This window comes from Paenisporosarcina indica, from assembly GCF_001939075.1.
Taxonomy (GTDB): Bacteria; Bacillota; Bacilli; order Bacillales_A; family Planococcaceae; genus Paenisporosarcina; species Paenisporosarcina indica.
The window spans coordinates 156,950-175,106 of the sequence record NZ_MPTA01000005.1 but is presented as its reverse complement, the minus strand read 5'-3'; the positions used below and the strand labels follow the sequence as shown (position 1 = coordinate 175,106).

The 18,157-nt window shown below is 37.9% G+C and carries 18 protein-coding genes and 1 pseudogene; 16 read left to right on the top strand and 3 right to left on the bottom strand.

All coding sequences use genetic code 11. The features are described from left to right. The 9 genes and pseudogenes from GY23_RS13060 (at position 1) to safA (ending at position 7,139) form a co-directional block, all read left to right on the top strand. Complete coding sequence (locus tag GY23_RS13060) at positions 1-948, top strand: ABC transporter permease (RefSeq protein ID WP_075619657.1); 948 nt, start codon at positions 1-3, stop codon at positions 946-948. A 14-nt stretch (positions 949-962) separates the two neighbouring features. Continuing rightward, entirely contained in the window at positions 963-1,985 is a 1,023-nt protein-coding gene (locus GY23_RS13055) for an ABC transporter ATP-binding protein (RefSeq protein WP_075619656.1), read from the top strand. Then, positions 1,978-2,931, top strand: a complete 954-nt coding sequence (locus tag GY23_RS13050) for an ABC transporter ATP-binding protein (protein ID WP_075619655.1) — start codon at positions 1,978-1,980, stop codon at positions 2,929-2,931. Before GY23_RS13055 ends, GY23_RS13050 begins: the two co-directional genes overlap by 8 nt. 33 nt (positions 2,932-2,964) lie before the next feature. Continuing rightward, positions 2,965-4,593, top strand: coding sequence for a peptide ABC transporter substrate-binding protein (locus GY23_RS13045; RefSeq protein WP_075619654.1), 1,629 nt, complete (start codon positions 2,965-2,967; stop codon positions 4,591-4,593). Positions 4,594-4,610: 17 nt separating this feature from the next. After that, a complete protein-coding gene (locus GY23_RS13040) occupies positions 4,611-4,988 on the top strand; it encodes a DUF3899 domain-containing protein (protein ID WP_075619653.1) in 378 nt (125 codons plus the stop codon). A gap of 278 nt (positions 4,989-5,266) precedes the next feature. Further along, positions 5,267-5,371, top strand: a pseudogene (locus tag GY23_RS19065) (N-acetylmuramic acid 6-phosphate etherase); the annotation flags it as partial. Positions 5,372-5,376: 5 nt separating this feature from the next. Then, positions 5,377-5,979 carry an N-acetylglucosamine-6-phosphate deacetylase gene (locus GY23_RS13035; RefSeq protein WP_342742411.1) on the top strand — a complete coding sequence of 201 codons (603 nt, stop codon included), beginning with the start codon at positions 5,377-5,379 and terminating at the stop codon, positions 5,977-5,979. Positions 5,980-6,054: 75 nt separating this feature from the next. Continuing rightward, on the top strand, positions 6,055-6,210 hold the full coding sequence (locus GY23_RS18315) for a hypothetical protein (protein ID WP_161487610.1): 156 nt from the start codon (positions 6,055-6,057) through the stop codon (positions 6,208-6,210). 320 nt (positions 6,211-6,530) lie between these two features. Beyond that, on the top strand, positions 6,531-7,139 hold the full coding sequence (gene safA, locus GY23_RS13030; protein ID WP_075619651.1) for a SafA/ExsA family spore coat assembly protein: 609 nt from the start codon (positions 6,531-6,533) through the stop codon (positions 7,137-7,139). Between the two features lie 103 nt (positions 7,140-7,242). Here safA and pgeF read toward each other — a convergent pair whose 3' ends face one another. Next, the gene (pgeF, locus tag GY23_RS13025) at positions 7,243-8,010 is read right to left on the bottom strand and encodes a peptidoglycan editing factor PgeF (protein ID WP_075619650.1); all 768 of its coding nucleotides are present in this window, start codon (positions 8,008-8,010) and stop codon (positions 7,243-7,245) included. Positions 8,011-8,060: 50 nt separating this feature from the next. Next, positions 8,061-8,903 carry a hypothetical protein gene (locus tag GY23_RS13020; RefSeq protein ID WP_075619649.1) on the bottom strand — a complete coding sequence of 281 codons (843 nt, stop codon included), beginning with the start codon at positions 8,901-8,903 and terminating at the stop codon, positions 8,061-8,063. Positions 8,904-9,311: 408 nt separating this feature from the next. Between GY23_RS13020 and GY23_RS13015 the strand changes: the two genes are divergently transcribed. From GY23_RS13015 to GY23_RS13000, 3 genes are all read left to right on the top strand, one after another. Then, entirely contained in the window at positions 9,312-10,181 is an 870-nt protein-coding gene (locus tag GY23_RS13015; protein ID WP_075619648.1) for a hypothetical protein, read from the top strand. A 435-nt stretch (positions 10,182-10,616) separates the two neighbouring features. Further along, the gene (locus GY23_RS13005) at positions 10,617-11,333 is read left to right on the top strand and encodes a hypothetical protein (protein WP_075619647.1); all 717 of its coding nucleotides are present in this window, start codon (positions 10,617-10,619) and stop codon (positions 11,331-11,333) included. A gap of 231 nt (positions 11,334-11,564) precedes the next feature. After that, on the top strand, positions 11,565-12,584 hold the full coding sequence (locus tag GY23_RS13000) for an ATP-grasp domain-containing protein (RefSeq protein WP_075619646.1): 1,020 nt from the start codon (positions 11,565-11,567) through the stop codon (positions 12,582-12,584). Between the two features lie 141 nt (positions 12,585-12,725). Here GY23_RS13000 and GY23_RS12995 read toward each other — a convergent pair whose 3' ends face one another. Next, positions 12,726-13,265, bottom strand: a complete 540-nt coding sequence (locus GY23_RS12995; RefSeq protein WP_075619645.1) for a helix-turn-helix domain-containing protein — start codon at positions 13,263-13,265, stop codon at positions 12,726-12,728. 273 nt (positions 13,266-13,538) lie between these two features. Between GY23_RS12995 and GY23_RS12990 the strand changes: the two genes are divergently transcribed. From GY23_RS12990 to GY23_RS12975, 4 genes are all read left to right on the top strand, one after another. Further along, complete coding sequence (locus GY23_RS12990) at positions 13,539-14,183, top strand: alpha/beta hydrolase (RefSeq protein ID WP_075619644.1); 645 nt, start codon at positions 13,539-13,541, stop codon at positions 14,181-14,183. Positions 14,184-14,278: 95 nt separating this feature from the next. After that, a complete protein-coding gene (locus GY23_RS12985) occupies positions 14,279-14,701 on the top strand; it encodes a DoxX family protein (RefSeq protein WP_075619643.1) in 423 nt (140 codons plus the stop codon). 60 nt (positions 14,702-14,761) lie between these two features. Beyond that, positions 14,762-14,947 carry a 2-hydroxymuconate tautomerase gene (locus GY23_RS12980; protein WP_075619642.1) on the top strand — a complete coding sequence of 62 codons (186 nt, stop codon included), beginning with the start codon at positions 14,762-14,764 and terminating at the stop codon, positions 14,945-14,947. Between the two features lie 425 nt (positions 14,948-15,372). Beyond that, positions 15,373-18,129: a bifunctional diguanylate cyclase/phosphodiesterase gene (locus GY23_RS12975; protein WP_075619641.1), complete on the top strand. Its 2,757-nt coding sequence runs from the start codon at positions 15,373-15,375 to the stop codon at positions 18,127-18,129. The last annotated feature ends 28 nt before the right edge of the window (positions 18,130-18,157 follow it).

Genomic DNA, 18,157 nt, shown 5'->3' with positions numbered 1-18,157 from the left:
GTGACAAATTCTTTACCGGAAACGGATGCTTTATTTCGGCCTGCAAATCCTGCTCATTTTGAAAATAAGCAAATCTCACGGCCAAGCTTGAGCTTTTGGCAGGATGCTGTATTAAAAATAGTGAAAAACAAAATGGCTGTCATCGGTTTTGTATTACTGACTGCCATTATTGTGCTGTCCATTATCGGTCCTTATTTGGTGCCATATAGCCAGAGCGAACAGTCATTGACGGAAGGAAATCTTCCTTTGTCCAGTGATCACTGGTTCGGGACAGACGATCTCGGCCGTGATATGTGGGCAAGAATATGGGCCGGAGCCAGGATTTCCTTAATCATCGGAATTGCTTCTGCGCTTATTGATCTTGTAATTGGCATCACAGTCGGCGGTGTATCAGGATATATGGCGGGAAGAGGAAAGACGGGGGACCGAATTGACAGTTTCTTGATGAGAATTGTCGAAGTTCTATATGGCATTCCGTATCTATTAGTAGTCATTCTGCTTATGGTCATTATGGAACCAGGTTTGGTCACCATGATTATTGCCCTATCCATAACAGGTTGGGTGGGTATGGCAAGAATTGTGAGAGGCCAAATACTTCAGCTAAAACAGCAAGAGTTTGTTTTAGCCGCTGAAAAGCTTGGGACTTCCCATGGCAAGATCATTATCAAACACCTACTGCCGAATATGATGGGAATCATTATCGTGACATTGACATTTACGATTCCCCAAGCCATTTTTGCAGAATCCTTTTTAAGTTTTCTCGGACTTGGAGTACAGGCACCCACGGCAAGCTGGGGAACCATGGCAAATGATGCTCTTGGCACCATTTTAAGTGGGCACTGGTGGAGATTATTCTTTCCGGCTCTCATGATTTCATTGACCATGTTTGCCTTCAATGCTTTCGGGGATGGCTTACAAGATGCTTTGGATCCGAGATCGAAAAATTAAGGAGGTTAGGTCTTATGAGTCGGTTACTAGAAGTGAATGATCTGAAAGTGTCTTTTCGAACATATGGAGGAGAAATCCAGGCGGTACGGGGAGTTTCTTTTTACATTGACGAAGGGGAGACCTTGGCGATTGTCGGGGAAAGCGGATGCGGGAAGAGTGTGACGGCGCAGGCTGTTATGGGAATGGTTCCAGTTCCCCATGGAAAAGTGAAGAATGGGCAAATCCTTTTTGGGGACAGGGATATTACCAAGCTTTCCAAAAAGAAACTGCAACAAATACGTGGATCTGAAATCGGGATGATTTTTCAAGATCCGATGACATCTTTGAACCCAACGATGAAAATAGGCACCCAGATCCGCGAGGGCATATTGAAACATCAAAAGTTATCAAAGAATGAAGCGAAAGAAAAAGCGCTTGAACTCCTGAGACTAGTCGGGATTTCGGATGTGGAAAAGAGGTATTCACAGTATCCGCATGAATTCAGTGGAGGAATGCGACAACGTGTAGTCATCGCGATCGCACTTGCCTGTGACCCAAAACTTATTATTGCAGATGAACCAACAACAGCGCTTGACGTAACCATTCAGGCACAAATTTTGGACCTGTTGAAAGATATCCAGAAAAAACGAAATTCATCAATCATATTGATTACACATGACCTGGGTGTAGTGGCAGAAGTTGCAGATCGTGTCGCAGTCATGTATGCAGGAGTGGTTGTGGAGAGTGGCACAGTCGATGAAATTTTCGAAAATCCTAAACATCCTTATACATTAGGACTCCTTAAATCAGTCCCAAACCTGGATTCTCCCGACAAAGAAAGACTCATTCCTATCGACGGATCACCTCCGGATTTATTCGCACCACCAACAGGATGTCCTTTTGCTGCCAGATGTCCTTTTGCGATGGAGGTATGTGTAATGCATATGCCAGATAAAGAAACGTTTTCAGATCATCATTATGCTAAGTGTTGGTTGAATGACAACCGTGCCATAAAAGTTGAAGAGATGATTACAGCAGGGAGTGAACAGCTTGTCTGAGAATGTATTGGAAATCCACGACGTGAAAAAACACTTCAACGTGGGGAATAAACAGGTCGTCAAATCGGTCGACGGTATTTCCTTTTCAATAAAAAAGGGAGAAACCCTTGGCATTGTTGGGGAAAGTGGAAGTGGAAAATCCACGATAGGCAGAACAATTGTCGGTCTGTATGAAGCAACTGCCGGAAAGGTGGTATTTGAAGGAAAGGAAATTTCGCAGCTGGATCGAAAAGAGAAGCGTGAATTTAACCGTAAGATGCAAATGATTTTCCAGGATCCCCACGCTTCCCTCAATCCACGGATGAGGGTTGGAGAAATTATAGCGGAAGGCATTGATGCATACGGCCTTGCAAAAGGAAAAGCAAAACAGGAAAGAGTGTTTCAGTTACTGGAAAGGGTAGGTCTGCATCCAGACCATGCCACGCGTTTTCCTCATGAATTCAGTGGAGGACAGAGGCAAAGAATCGGAATCGCAAGGGCACTTGCGGTACAGCCATCCTTTATTGTAGCGGATGAACCCATTTCCGCCCTTGATGTTTCGATCCAGGCACAGGTAGTGAATTTACTGGAGGATCTACAGAAGGAAGAGGATTTGACCTATTTGTTCATCGCGCATGATTTGGCAATGGTGAAACACATCAGTGACCGGATTGGGGTGATGTATTTAGGGAAAATGATGGAATTGGCGGAGAGCCAAACTCTTTTCCAAGAACCCCTACATCCTTACACAAATGCACTACTTTCCGCCATTCCCGTATCAGCACCTAAACTCAGAGGGACTCGTGAAAGAATAGTTCTTGGGGGAGACCCTCCGAGTCCAATAAACCCTCCCAGTGGCTGCCCATTCAGAACCAGATGTCCTTCTACAATGGAGCGCTGTGCTGTAGTCATGCCAGAATGGAAAGAAGTAAAAAAAGATCATTGGGTAGCGTGTCATTTGTATTAACAAAAAATTAGAGAATGAATCGGAGGAAAGATCGTGAAAAAAATATCGTTAGCTTTTATCGCAATCATGTTATTGGCAGTTACGGCATTAGCCGGGTGTAACAATGAAGACTCAGCTTCTTCAGAAGGAAAGTCGAAAAAAGATGTTGAACAAGTAATCACGGCAAACTTAGGGGGAGAGCCCTATACGTTGGACCCGGCATTTGCATCTGATACAACTTCCTTTTGGGTCATCAACCATCTATATCAAGGATTATATGCTTATGATGAGGATGGAGAGATTGTGGATGGTGCAGCAAATAAAGTGGATGTATCTGAAGATGGAAAGACCTATACATTTACAATCCGGGATGGTGTTGCCTGGTCCAATGGCGACTCACTTACAGCAAAAGACTTTGAATACTCATGGAAACGAGTTTTGAATCCAGAAACAGCTGCTTATGATCCTTCACAATTTTATTATATTAAAGGGGCGGAGGAGTACAACACAGGTAAAGGCGCTGTAGAAAATGTAGCAATTACAGCTAAAGATGATCAAACGCTTGTTGTTGAATTGAATAACCCCGTGAAATTTTTCCCTAAAGTAGTTTTGGGAGAAGGTTTCTTGCCAGTTAACCAGAAGGTTGTTGAAGCTGATGAAGATTGGGCGGCTGAAGCAGCAGGAATTGTTACAAATGGGGCATATACAGTGTCAGAATGGAAGCATAACGAACAATTGACCATTCAAAAAAGCGAGAGTTTTTGGAACGCAGATCAGATTACAATGGATACTGTAAATTTCAAAATGATCGCTGATGCAACAACTGAATACCAGATGTATAAAGCAGGCGAACTTGATCTAGTGGCGGCATTGCCTGCAGAGACAGTTGAACAAGAGAAAAGTAATGAAGAATACAAGAATTTCCCATCCTTTAGTATATATACATATACATTTAATGTTGAGGAAGAACCATTCACTAATGCAAAAATCAGAAGAGCCTTATCATTTGCGATCGATAGAGAAGCCCTTACAGAAAATATCCTAAAAGGTGGAGAAAAACCTGCATATGGCTACGTCGCTTACGGTGTTGAATCTCCATCAGGCAAAGATTTTAGAGATGAAGCCCCTGAATACTTTAAGTTCGATTCCGAAAAAGCAAAGGAATTATTGGAAGAAGGGTTGAAAGAAGAGGGCTGGGACAAGCTTCCGGAATTTACGTTGAAATATAACTCAGAAGGCAATCATAAGAAAATTGCCGAGGTCTTGCAGGAAATGTTCAAACAAAATCTTGATTTAGATGTGAAGATTGAAAATCAGGAATGGAAAACATATATCGATACGTTCAAGCAAAAAAACTTCCAGTTAGCGCGCATGGGCTGGAGCGGAGACTTCCTGGATCCATACCCAGTATTAAACTTGTATACTTCAAAAAGCTCAAGTAACTTTACAAACTGGAGTAATAGTAAATTTGATGATCTGATAGCAGAATCACTAGTTGAGCAGGACGAAAACAAGCGATTTGAATTATTACATGAAGCAGAAACAGTATTAATGGAAGAAATGCCGATTATTCCTATCCTATTCCAAGCTCAAAATACGCTTATAAGCAAAAAAATCGAAGGAATTCGTCTGGATGTTTTGTCAAAACCAGATCTTCGATTTGCGGAGAAGGTATCGGAATAACTAAAGGAGAAAGATAAATGGTAAAACGATACTTTTACTCTGCCGGTTCTGTCATGATCGTGGTGATTTTCCTGGTACTTATCCGCGAGATCCAGATTGTTTCTGAAGCAGATTTGAATAAGCTGTTCCTGGTTGGAATTTTTTCCTTACTGGTCGGTGCATGTATGTACGTCCTGAATACGGGGTTTCTCAATCTATTTTTTCAAGGATTTAAATCATTGGGAAGTATGACAATCAAAAAACCGGCTTCAATGAAAGAAGTGGATGATCTGATTGAAGCAGATCATATTTTTAAAGAGTGGAAAAACAAGTTTTCATCACACTTGATGACGTATTCACTCGGTATGGGAACAGGACTACTCCTGTTGTCGACAGTATGGTCGTTGAATTTATAACGATAATTTTACTTTTTGGGTTTAATGGCTAATAATCATAATGAAAACGGACTCGCCCATTGCGGTGAGTCCGTTTTTTTTCCTAAAATTACCTTGCCAGTATTTAAGTGAATCGATTAGTAAGCCAAATGGACGTGATTATTGGCATCGCTTCTAGTGGAAGTACTCCATTCGTTCTTGGAGCACTAGAAAGAGCTAATGAAAAAACATTCCTACTGTAGGAATTTCATGTAATGTAGGTTTAGAAGTATCTCTGCTATCTAAATACCCAATTGATAATTCCAGTTGGTCCAGAAGTGGTAACGGGTTCAACACGCTTAAAAGCGGGAACAGCTCAAAAAATGGTGTTAAATATGATCTCTACAGCAAGCATGATTAAACTAGTGTGGTGACAGTGGCAACTGAAGAAGAGAATGGATTGGATTTCATTCGCCATTTAAAACAATCAGGAATCGTCGCTTCGATCGGCCATTCAAATGCGACATATGAAGAGGTAGACAGTGCCATTGAAGCTGGGGAATCACATGTCACACACTTGTTTAACGGGATGACAGGTCTACATCATCGCGAACCTGGGGTCGTCTGTGCCGCATTGGTCCAGGAAGAGTTGAAAGTCGAGATCATAGTAGACGGCATTCATGTCCGACCAGAAATCGTTAACCATACGTATAAAAGCAAGACAAGTGATGCAATTATTCTAATTACTGATTCAATGAGAGCCAAATGTCTGAAAGCAGGTATGTATGACCTTGGTGGACAAAAAGTTCGTGTATCTAGTGATAGAGCTACTTTACAAGATGGTACATTAGCAGGAAGTATTCTCAAAATGGGGAGGGCTCTACAAAACTTTCAGACGTTTACGGGATGCGGCTTAGAAGATTTAATCAAAATGACATCTATAAATCCGGCATTGAGTCTAAACATTTTCGATCGAAAAGGAAGTGTGAAAGAAGGCAAAGACGCAGACTTCGTTTTACTAACCACAACTTAGATGTAATGAAGACTTTATTGCTTTGGAAAACTGGCATTTAATCGAGGTGACAATCATTGAAAATAATTGCTGTTAATGATTACGCGGGACTCTTCGGGTGAATCAAAAGCCACGGCTGTAAAGGAATTATTACTAGGTGAATTGGATGTGAGTTTTCCTGCATCAGCACTAAAATCCCACAATCGTGTAACCATAATTGCTGACGGTCTGGCATTACAAGAAGGGAGGTAAATTAAAGAGTTAAAATTATATGAGTCTACTGATTGCAGTCAAGAGATAAGACCATTGTTAGGTGATGGTACTAATGATAGATCTTCTTATGTCATGAAATTTAGCGTATAAAGTTAAATTTTTTATGGCAATACTTACCTGTTACAGTTGTATTTCAACCTTGTTACCAGACTTTTTATACAGAAACGTTGTATCTCAAGTGATTTTGAATTTTTCGTTTCAAGTGTAATGAGTTTGTAAAAATCCTTCCATATATTTAGTGGTGAATTACTCAGTAAAACACTTTACCATGAATGTAACTAACAGGAAGGATTGATTCGATGTTTAAAAAAGTAGGTAAAGTCACGATTGCTTCAGTTATATCTATATCTTTATTATTTCCAATTAGCGCTATGGCGGATGGTTCATATAAAGTAGTTTCAGGAGATTCCCTTTGGAAAATAGCAGTGAAAACACAAACGGGAGTTCAGGAATTAATAGAATCAAATCCACAGCTCGCTAATCCAAATCTTATCTACCCTGGACAAACGATTAATGTTCCTACAAAAGAACAAGCCGGTGTAGAGCAAGAAGTGACCAAACTCGTAAATATTGAAAGAGCAAATGCTGGACTCCCAGCTTTGAAGAATGATTGGGAGCTTGCAAGAGTGGCAGAGTTTAAGTCTCAAGATATGCGTGATAAAAATTATTTCAATCACACAAGTCCAACGTATGGTTCACCGTTTACAATGATGAAAAACTTTGGCATAACTTACAAATCGGCTGGAGAAAACATCGCTAGTGGTCAAAAGACTGCAGCTGAGGTAGTGAAGGCATGGATGAATAGCGAAGGTCATAGAGCGAATATCCTTAGCAAAAACTTTACGCATATTGGAGTAGGCTATGTAAAGGACGGCAATTACTGGACACAAATGTTTATTCAAAAATAAAAGCATTTTACTGGGGAAAATAAGAAAGCACATCAATGTAAAAAGTTGATGTGCTTTTTTGAGTAGTTTGCGCTGATAAAATCGGTTTTAATATGGAAACTATTTAATCAATTGCCCTTTTCATAATAAAACTCATATGTCTGCCGCTTTGTTTATCTTGACGATATGAGAAACCATCCGGGCTTACAAACGTACAAGTCTGATCAATCGCAATTTGCTCAGTTGGGATACCGGCCAACTCACATTGTTTTTTCACAGTAAGCTGATTGTCGATGTGATATTTGTGGGTGTGCTCATTGAAATACATAAAATCGTCCGCATAGCCAAGGTCTTTGAATTTCAAATAAACATCTTCATCGACTTCAAATTTTGCCTGACTCAGTGATGCACCGATTTGTACATGTACATCGCTTAAATTACACTGTTCAAATTGTTTTAAATGCTCAAAGAGTTTCAAGGAAATTTCTTTGATTGTTCCTTGCCATCCGGAATGAATCACACCAGTGAGGCCATTCGCTTCGTTGTAAAAAGTCACAGGGACACAGTCGGCAGTAAAGCTGCATAATAACAGATTCGGTTCATACGTATACAAGGCGTCTGTATCCGCAATAGCAGAATCCGTTCGAATCGCACCTCGCCCTTTGTCATCCAGTGTTACCCGATGGAAATTCGAGCTATGTGTTTGATTGGCACAAACGAAATGATCTAGTCCGCAATTTAAGAAAATAGCCAATTTTTCACGATTTTCAACTATATCTTTAGGGTTTTCACAGGCATGTAGAGCCATGTTGTTGAATTCAAGTTCAGCATCATCTTTCATTGTCATCCCTGCAATGAATTTCTCATTGTTTACGTATATGTTTGTTTTCATCTCATCACCTGGTTTCAATAATATATTTTAAACGTCTTGTTTTCTTAAGCTTATTCAGGATAAGAAATTCTCTCTGCTTCGTCACTTAAGTGCATGAAACGTAATTGTTCTATAAGGTATACTTTAACCTCTTTTTGGTCGAAAATTAATCCTTTTGATAGAGCGTCACGTAAGAAAACTAATTTTGTTGCGAAGGATGAATGCACAAAAAAATATTTTACTTCTATAATTTGAAGGTCATGTTCCTCGTTAAATTTGAACAAGTCTTTATTGTTTATTTCCTTTTCGTTAACCCTATTATTTACTACTCCAATCCCATCTTCAGTAGATAAAACAATCTCATTTTCTCGTTCTTGTTTTACTCCCCGCAAATAGTCATATAAAGATTCAATGGGTTCAAGTTGAAACGTTTCGCAGAAAATATCTCTCACCTTATTTTCTTCTCCAATAATCATTTCAATTGTTGATAGCTCTGGATATTCTTGTAGCAATTGTTCAAATTCCTTTTTACTTGTATTAATATCAACCAATTCAAGAGCAACTGGTGAAAAGCACATTATTCTCATAAAATCGTAAATATTCCTGGCAACAATTTTTACGGGGGCATCAAAGTCCATTGGAGAGACACGAACAATATAAGCATTGTCTAAATCTTTTACTTGTCCAAAATCAGTAAGAAAACCATAATGAATACCGTCTACACCAGGTCTAGCAAAAGAGATTACATCAAGTGGTGTGTTTAAGTAACGGGAATCGAGGCCGTCGTATGAAAAGTATAGACCTAATAGATCTCCATAATCTAATAGTCCTTGTTTGTTGAGTTGTGCTTGTAAATCAATGACTTTAACTAGTTTTTCAGGAATAAAATACTTTCCATAATTCAATTTTAACATTTCGTTATTCTCCTTTTGGAAACCAGTTACAATTAGCGGTGAAAATAGTAGTAGGCATAACCAAAAGTTACGGTATCTCACAAAGTGCGCTTTCAATTATTATTTTGACTATTAAATAAACAGTAATAAGAAGTTAGATGATAGTCAACTGTGGTTATCTAACTTCCCAAGTCGCAAAGACCACATTCAAATTATGTAGTAGATTTTGTTGCGATTATGATTTCTATTGATAAATAAATTAAGAGATTATAGATATGAGAATAATATGGTAATATATTGTTAGTAACTTGTGCCTAATACAAAAGATGTTGAATTAGGTAGGGTAAACCAATTGAGTAGGACTATTGGTTAAATAAAAAATTCATAGTATAAGTAAATGGAGTTCCAATTATTAAAGGAGAGAAAAATATGTTGACGCTTAAAAATATGTTAGGACCAACGTTTATTGGGTCATTTCTTTTACTTGCAGGTTGCGGTGAATTAGAAGAGACGACAAAAAATACAGTGAATGATTTGGAAGATGTCGTACAAAGCGAACTGACAAAAGACGAACCCCATGTTCTAACTGTAAAAGACGGGTCACTAGATGATTATCCCGACATTACAATAGATGAAGCTTTCAATGCGTTCTTTTCGTCGCCAACGTGGGAATATTTTTTATCGGAAGAGGATGAGGATATCGTCGAGTTTACGGGAGGTTTCATGTATGAAGATGTGGATGCAGAAGCAACAATTCAGTTTCAGCTTCATGAAGACGACAGATTTGAAATTGTTTATACCGCATTTAATGACCTGCCACAAAATGAATTCTATTCCAACGGACTACTAATCTCTATATTTGAAGGGGAGGATCTTGAAAATCCTGAATCATCGAATTATGAGGTAGCTGTTGCTTCAGAGATAGGCACTCCTTTCCAAATCGGAGCTACACTGGATGAATTAACTAGCTATTATGGGGACCCCTCATATGATGATTACTATATGGGAGGCAGATTAGTCGTCTTTAATGATGAAGATGGGTATTTTTTTGATGAAGAAACAGAAATAGTTTATGGATTTATGATTAGCAACCCAGATATCGATATTTTGGGTACTTATATAGGGATGACACCGGAGGAGATAAGTGCAATCCTTTCAGATCCCGTGGACTCTTATTTCGATGATATTGAAGGTCAAGATTATGTAAACATCTATTATCATGAAAACTATAATATCAGTTATTCTTCCGAAGAAGAGAATGGACCAACTTCATCTGTTATTATAATGAGTGAAGAGTAGAATTAAAAGACAGACTTCATTTTCAGAAGTCTGTCTTTCTTATATTTAAAATAACTCGGGTGCATATTTAATAAAATAATAAAGTACATAAAGCCAACTAAAACAGCCATGTATGATGGCCCATCCGATTGATTGATATGCGGTGTACGAGATAATCATAGAAAGGCAAGTTCCAAAACCTATTCCTGTCTTAATGGCACCGGCAGTTTTTCGTTCCTTTGTAGGGTTTATCGGTATTCCCACCTTCCATTTTCATTGAAATCCTAAACCAGTGAGACATCACCATGTTATGACAAATTTTTCGGAACTATTCCAAATGGATTAACAACCTCAAAAAAAAGATGACAGAATACTCGAAGAAAAAGACAGAAAATTGAAACTTAATAAAAATCCATTCCGTCTAAAAGGGTAGATACGCAAGACAGGAGTGAGTTTATGATTAGTTTAAGAAAGATGGTCGTAATGATCTTAGGGGCTGCACTATTAACGCTAACAGCATGCAATGAAAAAACGAGTGAAGCAACGGACCATAAGGACGAGATTCATGAAGAGCCATTGGAACAAGTGCAAGAAGAGGAACAAAAAGAAGAGGAACAAGTGCATGAAGAACAACCGATAGACCAAGGGGAACCGACAGAAGGGATGCCACCGACTTCACTGGAAGCGGCTACAACAGTTATGAGGATTCTCAAGAATGGCGATATGAGCAATCTTGCAGCATGGGCACATCCGGATAAGGGAATTCGGTTTTCGCCCTACGCTTATGTCGATCAAGAGAAAGATCTTGTGTTCTTAAGGGAAGAGCTGGAGGTATTAATGGAAAATTCAACTGTATATGAGTGGCGTACCTTTCCCGGTTCGGGCGATTTAATCGAGTTGACCTATGCGGATTACCATAAAAAATTCGTTTACGATGCAGATTTCTTTAAAGACGCAAAAATCTCGCTGAACGAGGTTCAGGGGGAGAGTACCACGACAAATAATTTGAACAAAGTTTATCCGAAGGCTACTTACGATTTTGTTGAATATTATATCGACGGTATCGATCCATCATTTGAAGGGATGGATTGGCGCAGTCTGCGACTTGTATTTGAGAAAATAGAACATGATCATATATTGGTGGGCATCATCCACGACCAATGGACGCCTTAAGTTGTTGTTCCAAAAATCAGTTGAAATAGCAAAAAGGAATGTTTCGTCTCGAACGATTCATTCCTTTTTTGCTACCTCTTTGCATGGTTATTTTAACCGACAAATATAGGGAAACGACTGGAGTTAACACGTATTAAAAAGATTTGATATTGCCCTTTTTACATGTGGTATATTAAGTATGGAATAATTTATTTTTTCAATCATACTTCAAATAAAAAGGAGTTTTTCTTCTTGAAAACAAGAATTTGGTTTAATAGATGGTTTTCCACAGCCTACCATCTAATAGAAAGTATTAAAAATAATGCGGATGGATTGGAATTTGAAATTTATGGGACACACCCCAATAAAGATACAGTCTATTTCCAGGTATGCGACTATTCTCAAACTGAGCCTGTATTAGAAAGTGAAGAATACATAGAGTTCTGCATTGATTTTTGTAAGAAGCATCGTATTAATGTCTTTATTCCCTATCACTACGCAGTGGAAATTTCTGGTGCCATTGAAAGGTTTCAAGAAGTGGGTACGAAGGTACTCGTAAGTGAGAATAACGAGTTAATGCAAACTATTTCTCATAAAGGAAAACTATACGATTCCCTGATAGATAGTGAGTTAAAAGATCTTTTACCAGAATACAGTGTCGTGGAAACAGCAGAACAGTTTAAAAAAGCGTATGACAGAATCAGCCAAAACGGCAAAAGAGTATGTATGAAACCGGCAGAGGGCAGAGGAGGAGAAGGTTTTAGAGTATTAAGAGAAAGTGATGGGACGCTGGACGAATTATTTGGTCATATCTCACACAAAATATCTTTTAGAGAAGTACATAAAACTTTGTCCGAAGTCCCTCGTTTCAATGAGTTAATGGTAATGGAATATCTTCCTCAATACGAATACAGCATTGACTGTCTTTCATATAATGGACAATTACTTGCTGCAGTTCCAAGAAAAAAAGTGGCGGGTAGAGTAAGAGAGTTAGAACATCATGCTGAGTTAATCAAAATTGCACATACAGTAAATGATATATATAAGATTCCTTATGTTTATAACATTCAAGTGAAATTTACAGATGGCGTTCCTAAACTGTTAGAAATTAATCCGCGTATGTCAGGTGGTCTGCATATTTCTTGCCTGTCAGGTATTAATTTCCCATATTTAGCAGTGAAACTACTATTAACAGGGGAAGCAGAAGTTCCTGCGCCGAAGTTTGATATTGTAGCTACATCAATCGAAGCAACTGTTGTTATTTCAAGTTAAGTTAAACGATTCCGTTGTTCTCGTACATTAGCGCTAACCGGTACACATAAGCTAATACCTCAAATCGCAGTGAAATAGCCCATTCATAGCCCCAAACGAAAAAGTGACCGATGAGGGTCACTTTTTCTTTGTAAATAAGGATTAAAAAACATCCGTTAGTTCAGTGTCTGAATGGATAGAAACTAACACAACAGCTTTGTCATCACCAATATTTTTAACAAAATGGGGTACACTCGCGTTCCAACTGAAAGAATCGCCCTCTTCAATGATCATTGAGTCTTCTCCTTGTTCAGCGAGGATCTTGCCCTCCAGCACGAGATGACTTTCTTCTCCTTCATGGGCATTAACTTCACCCATTGAAGCACCAGGAGGAAATTCAACCAACATCATTCTTAATCCACCCTTGGACGCCAAATGTTCTATTTTCAAATTGTTAAAAGTAGAGTTGGTTCTTTCGTTCTTTTTTACCACTCGCATGTGCTGTTTCTTTTCTAACAACAAATAGGGTAACGGAACCCCAAGAAAGATTGAAATCGTTTGCAAAGTATTAATAGATGGAGAGGTGTTGTTGTTTTCCACGTTGCTGATAAATCCCTTTGAAAGCCCAGTGCCTTCACACATTTGAGCGATGGTGATTTTTTTTCTGTTTCGTATCGAACGAATTTTCGATCCTATTTCCAATTTATTCACCTCAAATGTTTCCTAATAAACAACATAATTCTATCTTAGCAAATAAAATATTGACAATCTACCGCGAATGTAGTTAATGTATAGATAACAAATATTTGTATAAAGAAACTTTCGTCGGATAAGTTAATTTTTTTTGCTTATTAGTATTCTTATACGAATTTTTTATTTCTATTTGTATAATAAATCGGATTTAATTAGGCTATAGGTAGGATAAAGAGGGTAGTCTAGGAATAAATCAAAATTTTGTAGAGAGGAAGATGAAAATTGAATTCACCAATGATTTATGAAATTCGTCGACCAAAACAAATCGATCCAACAAAAACCTATCCAGCACTTTTCGTCATGCATGGTATGGGTAGTGATGAACAAAACATGCTTTCCATGGTAAATGGATTGGAGGAGCAGTTTTACATCTTTAGTATTCGTGGCCACTTGGAACAGCCTCCCGGTTTTACTTTCTTTACCATTGAAGGCTATGGGAAACCGCACCGAGCAGTTTTTGATTATGCCGTTAATAAAATCACGGACTTTATCGATTACGCTACTGGAAAATACCCTTTAGACGTAAGTCAATTATATTTACTTGGCTTCAGTCAGGGTGCAATTCTCTCAATGACACTTGGTTTGACACTAGGGAGCAGAATTAAGGGAATTATAGCCCTAAGTGGATATATTCCTATGTTCGTTAAGGAAGAATACGACGTAAAACCTGTCAATCATATGTCATTATTTATTTCTCATGGGGAAATGGATCAGGTTTTGCCGTATGAATGGGGAGTTGCAAATAATGAGTATTTTCATGAGTTGGGTGCAAACGTGACATTTAAAACCTATCAAGAAGGACATACTGTGTCGTTGCAAAACTTCCATGATTACACGAAATGGTTACTCGATTCATTAGAAAAATAAAGATAGCAGTTTCGAAAATTGATTGATAAGAAGTATTAAAACATCTAGAAATATAAAAAATAGTTCATAAAGAGAAATGATTTGGAGGAAATGAAATGTTGAAAAAATTTGAGGCAGGTACGTTGATATTAAGAGTAATATTGGGAATTAGTTTCTTTATACACGGTTTGGCCAAATACCAGGACGGAATCGGTCAAACTGTTGGATGGTTTGAAAGCATTGGACTAACTGGTTCTTTGGCATATGTTGTGGCCACTTTGGAATTGGTTGGAGGAATCGCATTGGTTCTTGGTTTAGGTACTAGAATTGTATCTCTATTATTCTCACTCTTGCTAATCGGAGCTATCGTAAAAGTGAAGTTTGTACTTGGCTTCCTTGGTAATGGGCAAATGGCGGGATATGAGTTGGATTTGGCATTCTTGGCCATTGCTGTATTTCTTGCAATCAATGGCAGCAGAATGTTTGCCCTTGATCAAATGATTTTAAACGCGCGAACAAATAAAGGTGAAAATAACTAAGCTGTATGTACTGTGGTGCCAATGTTTAATACCTAAACATGTATAGAGGGAGGAAAGATGATGCCGATTATCCAAATCACCCTACTTGAGGGGAGAGAGCCAGAAACAGTGGAACAGTGTATTCGAGATGTAGCAAATACTGTTCACAAATCATTGGGCGCCCCTTTATCCACAATTCGTGTTTACGTAAATGAAGTACCTAGTAATTATTATGCAGTGGGAAATAAACTAAAAAGCGAGTTGTAGGAAACACTTTACTAGAGAACCACAGAAGCAATTTTGCTAAATATTCGATAATTAGGATTAGGACTAGTCAATAAGATTAGTCCTTTTTATGTTTTCTGATAGTTAATGGACAAAAGAGAAAGTGAAATAGTGCAATATCTTTGGTGATTCAAAAAGTATAAATCACATTTATTACCAATAAATTGGTTAATTATCAATCTAAAATAACTAATCATGTGGAAATTTATTATACGTATGAAAAAAACAACGCAAAAAGAATTATGAGTAATGGGTGAATTAGGTGAAAAGTAGGGAGAAATGAATTGTGTTATTATGATAGTGTTAAAATTATGATAGTGTTAAAATTAGGATATACAAATAAAATTATGGAAACAATTATAAACCATAAATTGGTAAAATAACAAGTGGAAATGGAGAATGTCTGAATGGTAAAGCAACAAACAAGATACTCTCGTCTAGCACATATTACAAAATTAATAAATACACAACTCGAATTGAGAGAAGTTCTACAGCAGGTAACAACAGCGATATCTGAAGAAATCGTTCAATGTGACTCTGTAGGCATCTATTTACCCCAAAAAGACGGGAGATTTAGAGGATACGTTGGGAAGCCAGAGGTCATTAATGGAATGACATTGGACATGCATGTCATTGAAACGGAGTTTGATTTACTCGCAAAAGAAGTGATAGAAACACAAAAAACGATCTATATACCAGATACTTCAAAAGATAATCGTCCGGATCCGCGAGCGGTAGAGGGCTTTCAAATTAAGTCTTTATTAGCTCTTCCTATTTCTTATGAGGAAGAGTTATTCGGCCTTGTTTTTTTGTTTGATTATGGAATTCCGATGAACTTAACAGAGGATGAAATCCAGACCGTGGGTGCTTATGTGAACATGGCCGGTGTTGCAATTCGAAATGCGACAAATTTAACGAATAAGGAGAATCTTATAGCTGAAAAGCAATTGTTATTAGATCTTACCCGAGAATTATCCATGTGTTCTTCGATGCAAGAGGTATTGGATAAATGCTATTTTTACGTTGGGAAAGTGTTGGATAATTCTAATATTGGAGTGCACCTACTTGACCCTTTGGCAGAGAAAAGAATTAAACCAGCAAGTTTAAGCAGAGATAGTGATTGGACAGAGGAAGACTGGATGAACACACATAAAAATTCGCATATCGACCAGACGAATGATCCAGTATTCAAAGAAGTTGTTCGGACCAAGAAACCTTTACTCATTCCAAATGTCTTTGAAGATGAAAGACCGAATCATGAATTATGTCGGAGTTTCGGGATGAAAGGGATGTTTATGCTACCGCTAGTTGCCATGGGTGAGGTTTTAGGAGCATTGGCGATTGTTGAACTTGAGAAAGATAGCCTTTATTTTGAGGAGTCAGATATCCAGTTAGCGCAGTCAATTGCAGATGCAACCGCTTCTACGCTTTCAAATTTATTATATATGGACAAACAAGAGGTCATTATAGAAAAGAGAACTTCAGAAATTAGAGAAAAAAATATTGAGCTTGAAAGAGTAGTTTTGGAATTAGAGAATACAAGCCGCGAAAAGGAATTAATTCTGAACTCAGCAGGAGAAGGGATTTTTGGTTTAGATCTAGATGGGAAAATCACATTTTGTAATCCAGCTAGTGAATCCATGTTGGGCTATGAAAAAGGAGAACTAATAGGGAAGTCATATACCATCATTTTTGAAAGAAATAGATCGAATAGTGATCAATCGAGTACTTCTAAGGGAAACCAAAAGTTTATCAAGAAGGATAAGTCCTGCCTAGCTGCGGAATACGTCATCTCTTTAATAAAAGATGGAGACTCAATCCTGGGAGAGGTAGTTACCTTTAATGATATAACTGAACGGAAAAAACTGGAGGAAGAGATCAAATATCTTGCTTACTTTGACAGTTTAACAGAGTTGCCAAATCGTGTTTTGTTAAACGAAAGACTAAATCAAGAATTAAAAGATGCAAAAACTAAAGAACAAAAGATTGCCGTTCTGTACTTGGATTTAGATCGTTTTAAATTGATTAATGATAGTTTAGGACATAGCTTTGGGGACCTTTTATTACGGGATGTTGCAAAACGCTTAAGAGCTAGTGTTCCAAAAGAAGCCATTGTATCGCGGCAAGGTGGAGATGAATTCACCATCATTCTATCCAATGTTAAAAGTGAAAAAGATATTTTGGACGTCATTGAACAGGTAACAAATTCGTTTTCTAAGCCATTTAATTTAAAAGAAAACGAAGTATATATTAAAACGAGCATTGGGATAAGTCTATTTCCCGAGGATGGCGACACCACCGAAGATTTAATTAAAAATGCTGATGCTGCGATGTACAAATCCAAGGAAAAATCCGGTACCTATTTCCATTTCTTCAAAAGTGAGATGAATAATAGAACACTGGACAGTATTAAGTTGGAGAATGCTTTATATAAAGCTTTAGATAACGATGAGCTAGTCATCTATTATCAGCCTCAAATAGATAGTAAAACGAATTCGATTATTGGAGCAGAGGCTTTGCTGAGATGGAACCATCCGACTGAAGGCATGATCTCACCTGCCGATTTTATCCCGATTGCTGAAGACACCGGATTGATTGTGCCGATCGGAAGATGGGTTCTTATAAATGCCTGTAAGCAATTAAAGGAATGGCATACACAAGGACATTCATACATGAGTATGTCTGTGAATCTAGCGAGTCGTCAGTTTGAAGAAGATAATTTGTTTGCAATGATCAAAAAGATTTTAGAGGAGCTAAATTTAGCTCCTGAATGTTTGCATATCGAACTAACTGAAAATCAGATCATCAAAAATACAGATATCACGATCAAAAAAATGAAGCAGCTGAAAGGGCTCGGTGTAAAAATCGCCATTGATGATTTTGGAACTGGTTACTCTTCATTAGGTTACTTAAAGAATTTCCCTATAGATGCATTAAAGATTGATAAATCGTTTATTCAAGACATCGGAAAAGATGATGACAATGCTGCCATTACGAATACAATCATCAATTTAGCTCAAAACTTGAATCTTAACCTAGTGGCTGAAGGTGTTGAGACAATAGAACAATTGAATTTCCTGGTATCTAAAGGCTGCCATATCATGCAAGGTTTTTACTTTAGTAAACCTATGAAAGCTGAGGATCTTACTAAGAAATACTTATAGGAATACTAGCAAGGTCAAATAAATAATA